This window comes from Deltaproteobacteria bacterium (assembly GCA_003696105.1).
Taxonomy (GTDB): Bacteria; Myxococcota_A; Polyangia; order Haliangiales; family J016; genus J016.
This window is the reverse complement of sequence record RFGE01000337.1, coordinates 1-4,504: the sequence shown is the minus strand read 5'-3', so window position 1 is coordinate 4,504 and position 4,504 is coordinate 1. Positions and strand designations below refer to the sequence as shown.

The 4,504-nt window shown below is 72.8% G+C and carries 5 protein-coding genes; 2 read left to right on the top strand and 3 right to left on the bottom strand.

All coding sequences use genetic code 11. From position 1 onward, the window contains the following. Window positions 1-215: 215 nt before the first annotated feature. Window positions 216-1,652 (bottom strand): NAD-dependent malic enzyme, encoded by a 1,437-nt coding sequence (locus D6689_21000; GenBank protein RMH37472.1) that lies wholly within the window; start codon window positions 1,650-1,652, stop codon window positions 216-218. A gap of 57 nt (window positions 1,653-1,709) precedes the next feature. Here D6689_21000 and D6689_20995 point away from each other — a divergent pair, with 57 nt between their 5' ends. Beyond that, on the top strand, window positions 1,710-2,510 hold the full coding sequence (locus tag D6689_20995; GenBank protein ID RMH37471.1) for an RMD1 family protein: 801 nt from the start codon (window positions 1,710-1,712) through the stop codon (window positions 2,508-2,510). Window positions 2,511-2,520: 10 nt separating this feature from the next. Here the strand turns inward: D6689_20995 and D6689_20990 are convergent, their stop codons facing one another. Then, entirely contained in the window at window positions 2,521-3,147 is a 627-nt protein-coding gene (locus D6689_20990) for an acyl-CoA thioesterase (GenBank protein ID RMH37470.1), read from the bottom strand. After that, window positions 3,074-4,375: a peptidoglycan editing factor PgeF gene (gene pgeF, locus D6689_20985; GenBank protein ID RMH37469.1), complete on the bottom strand. Its 1,302-nt coding sequence runs from the start codon at window positions 4,373-4,375 to the stop codon at window positions 3,074-3,076. The genes D6689_20990 and pgeF overlap by 74 nt, the downstream gene beginning before the upstream one ends. Here pgeF and D6689_20980 point away from each other — a divergent pair. Continuing rightward, a partial coding sequence (locus tag D6689_20980) for a trypsin (GenBank protein ID RMH37473.1) occupies window positions 3,992-4,504 on the top strand: 513 nt, incomplete at its 3' end. The genes pgeF and D6689_20980 overlap by 384 nt on opposite strands.

Sequence of the window (4,504 nt, the reverse complement as noted above, 5' to 3'; positions counted from 1 at the left end):
CCGCGCCGCGCCGTGGTGCCGGCCCGAGCGAGCCGGACGGTCGCCAAGCGACGAGCGCGAAACGCTACAGTAGCATGCATGTTGCGTGCCCGGGTGGCGGCCCGCGGCCACGCCAGCGGGCGGCGCGTCCGCGAGTCATCGCGCACCGCCGCGCGCACGACGTGCGCGCCGGGGCGAGGCGAACGCAATCGTTGCGCAGCGCCCGGCGGACTGTCCTATTTCGGGACGAGCCGCAGGCCCTTCGGAATGCGCCGGGCGACGCCGGTCTTTCGCGCCGCCCGCGCCACCGCGGCGGCGACGCGGGGGCCGACCGACCGGTTGAACACGCTCGGGACGATCGTCTCCGCGGACCGCTCCTCCGGGGCGACCGCATCGGCGATGGCGTGCGCCGCCGCGCGGATCATCTCGTCGTTGATCGCCCGCGCTCGCGCGTCCAACGCCCCCCGGAAGATGCCCGGAAACGCGAGCACGTTGTTGATCTGATTCGGGTAGTCGCTGCGCCCGGTCGCGATCACCGCAGCGATGTCGCGAATCTCCTCGGGCAACACCTCGGGTTCCGGGTTGGCCATCGCGAACACGATGGGCGAGTCGGCCATCGCCTCGACGTCGGCCCGGCCGATCACGCCCGGCCGCGACACCCCGACGAACACGTCGGCGCCGGCGATGACGTCGTGAATCGATCCGGTCCTCCCTTCGGCGTTCGTGTGTTCGGCCAGCCACCGCTTGGCGTCGTTCATCCCGTCGGTGCGGCCGCGGTGGATCGCACCGCGCGAGTCGCACACGATCACGTCGCCGACTCCGAAGTCGACGAGCATCCGCGCGCACGCGACGCCCGCCGCGCCGGCGCCCGACACGACGACGCGCACGGCCGCCGGCTCCTTGCCGACGACGCGCAGCGCGTTGATCAGCCCGGCGAGCATCACGACCGCGGTGCCGTGCTGGTCGTCGTGCATCACCGGGATGTCGAGAGACTCGCGCAGGCGGCGCTCGATCTCGAAGCAGCGCGGCGCCGAGATGTCCTCGAGGTTGATCCCGCCGAACGTCGGCGCGATCTGCTCGCAGAATCGCACCACGTCGTCGACGTCGCGCGCCGCCACGCACAGCGGGAACGCGTTGACCCCGCCGAACTCCTTGAACAGCGCCGCCTTGCCCTCCATCACCGGCAGCGCCGCGACCGGCCCGATGTCGCCGAGGCCGAGCACCGCGCTGCCGTCGGACACGACCGCCACCGTGTTGCTGCGCACCGTGAGGTTGAACGCGGCGCGCGGGTCGTCGCGGATCGCGAGGCACACCCGCGCAACCCCGGGCGTGTACACCATCGACAGGTCGGCGCGCGTCTTGATCGGCGTCTTGGCCACGACCTCGAGCTTGCCGCCGAGGTGAACGAGGAAGGTGTTGTCGGACACCGATTCGATCTCGACGCCGTCGATCGCCCGGACGGCCTCGACGATCGCGTTGGCGTGCTCCGTCGAGCTGCACTCGATGGTGTAGTCGCGCAGGCTGCGGCCGCCGTGGATGTGAACCAGGTCGATGGCCAGGATGACGCCCCCGCGCTGAGCGATCGCGTCGGCGATCCGCGCGATCCACCCCGGCTCGTGCGGATACGAGATGCGCATGGTGATGCTGTATTGCGGGCTCGGTCGCGCCGTCATGAGGCTCCCTCCGGCCGGTGCGGGCGCGCGGTGGCCGCGCGCTACACTGAGTGTGCCATGCCGCGCCCGGCCATCCACCCCCCCGCGACCCAACTCGGCCCCGCGTTCGACGCCGTCGCCGTGCTCGTCGGTGAGCGCATCGACGTACGCGGGCTCGAGCGCGTCGACGAACAGCCGCCGCTGTTGGCCGCCGGGGCCGGGGTCGCCGCCGTGTTCCGCTATGGCGCGGTCGTGTTCTTCGGGGCAGACGACGCCGCCCGCGCCGCGTTCTTGGCCGAGCTGGCGCCGCGCATCGCCGGCAGGTACTCGGAGCCCGACCGAGAGGTGGCCCGCGTCCGCGTCGACCCGCGCGGCCGCGAGGGCATGGCAAACGACGACGTGCAGATCGCGCGGGCCACGCCCGACCGGCTGCTCGTGGTCGCCGAGATCCTCGCCAAGAGCGTCGTCCTGGCGCACTACGAGGACGAGATCGCCGACGCGTTCCAGCTCGTCGAGCCGCTGGCCGAACAGCTCGAACGCGGCGCGCTCGGCCGCGGGCGCACGCGGACGTTGCTGTCGCACATCGGCCGCATCCTGCGCATCCAGCACCGCATGGTCGGTCGCGTGGAGGTGCTCGAAAAGCCCGAGCTGTTGTGGGAGCACCCGGAACTCGAGCGCCTGTACGCGCGGCTCGAGGACGAATACGAGCTGCGCGAGCGCCACTCCGCGCTCGAGCGCAAGCTCGACCTCATCGCGGCCACGGCGTCGACCGTGCTCGAACTGTTGCAGGCGCGGCGATCCCTGCGCGTCGAGTGGTACATCGTCATCTTGATCGTCATCGAGATCGTGCTGATCCTGTACTTCGACGTGCTGCGATGACCTCGCCGGCTCACGCCGCGTCGTCGCGCACGTACGGGGCAAGGCGCGCGCGAAGCGCGTCGGACCACGGGATCGGCCGCCGCGTTTCCGGGTCGACCCGCACGATCGTCCGGCGGCCGACCGCGTGGTCCACGTCCTCGTCCAGTGGCATCATGCGAAACCCGAACGTGAGCGAGCTGCGGCCGATGCGGTCGATGAACACCCGCACGCGCACGCGGCCGACGCCCTCGACCGGACGCCGATAGTCCACTTCGTTGTGCGCGACCAGGTGGAACTGGTCGGGGTCGTCCTGAAACGAGCCGAACCCGAGATCCATCCAGAACGCGCCGAGCGCGCGCTCGAACAGCAGCAGGTAGCGGGCGTTGTGGAGGATGTGGAACGGATCGAGGTCGTCGAAATACACCCCGAACGTCTGCTCGTAAAACCGCACGGCCGCCCAGCGTACCGCGGCCGGCGCCGCGAGGGCCACCCGCCTGCCGCGCGGCCGCGCGCGCAGGCCGACGAGGCCCGGCGGACCAACCGCCGCCGCGCGGGCAGTCCGAGCAGGCCCAGATGCGCCGCCGCTACGCCCGCAGGCCGATGAACCCCATGTGGCAGCCGCCGCCGCGTCCGTCTCGGCGGTACGAAAAGAACCGATCCGGCTCGCAGCGCGTACACGGCGGCGCGTCGTCGATGTGGTCCGGACGGACGCCGGCGGCCTCGAGGACGGCGCGGGTCGCGATGCGCAGGTCGATGTGGCGCTTGCGCGGCCCCGCGACGACGAGGCCCGGCAGGTCGCCGAACGCGGCGACGAACTGGTCGACCACCTCGTCGCCCACCTCGAAGCAGCACGGGCCGATCGACGGCCCCAGCGCGACGCGGATGTGGGCGGCCGCCGCGCCGGCCTCGCACATGCGGCGTACGACCTCGCGCGCGACCCCGGCGACCGTCCCCCGCCAGCCCGCGTGGCACGCGCCGCACACGCCCGCGTGCGGATCGGCGAACACGATCGGGATGCAGTCGGCGGCGAACGCGCCGAGGACGACGCCGGGCCGATCCGACACCAGGCCGTCGAACTCGGGCGGGTCCGGCAGCGGCTCGCCGACGCGCCACACCCGCGTGCCGTGGACGTGCTTGGTCACGACCAGCGCGTCCGGGTCGTACCCGGCGTGCGCCGCCAGCCGCCTGCGGTTCTCGTCGACCGCGGCGCGATCGTCGCCCCAGCGGTAGCCGAGGTTGAGCGACGCGCGCGCGCCGGTGGACACGCCGCCGGTGCGCTCGGGGAAGCCGTGGACGAACCGCTCGGAGTCGATCAGCGCCGAACGCAGCACGCGGATGTCGCCGGTCACGCGCCCGTTGTACCGGCCGCGGCCGGCGCGGGCAAGCGCGGGCGTGTGGCACCGCGCCCGCGCCGGGCGTGGCAACCGGGACACGCCCGCGCCGCATCCGCGCGCAACCCGGCGACCCGGGCGCCGGCACCGCGCTTGCTGTCGCTGGCGGGCATGCACGCTCGCCACCGCATCCTCGCCATCCTCGTCACCGCATGGGCCGCGTTCGCCGCGGCGCCGCGCCCGGCTGCCGCCGACCCGGACGGCGCCGACGCGGATCGCACGCTGTCGCCGTACTTCTTCGTCGACGGCGGCGACCCGGGCGTCGAGGCGCTGCCGCTGCGCAGCACGTCCGCCGACGTCCGCATCGCCGGCGTGATCGCCGACGTCACCGTCACGCAGGTCTACGAAAACCGCGGCAGCAAGCCGATCTCGGCGCGCTACGTGTTCCCCGCGTCCACCCGCGCGGCGGTCTACGGCATGAAGATGACCGTGGGCGACCGCGTCATCGTCGCGGAGGTGCGCGAGCGAAAGCAGGCGCGCCGCGAATACGACCACGCCGTCGCCGCCGGCAAGACGGCGTCGCTGCTCGAGCAGGACCGGCCGAACGTGTTTTCCATGCGGGTCGGCAACATCCTGCCCGGCGACGTCATCACCGTCGAGCTGCGCTACACGGAGCTTCTCGTG

Bases quoted from the DNA above. Each gene is read 5' to 3' on its own strand.
- D6689_20995 (RMH37471.1), top strand. From the start codon at position 1,710: ATGCCGCGCCCGGCCATCCACCCCCCCGCGACCCAACTCGGCCCCGCG.
- D6689_21000 (RMH37472.1), bottom strand. From the start codon at position 1,652: ATGACGGCGCGACCGAGCCCGCAATACAGCATCACCATGCGCATCTCG.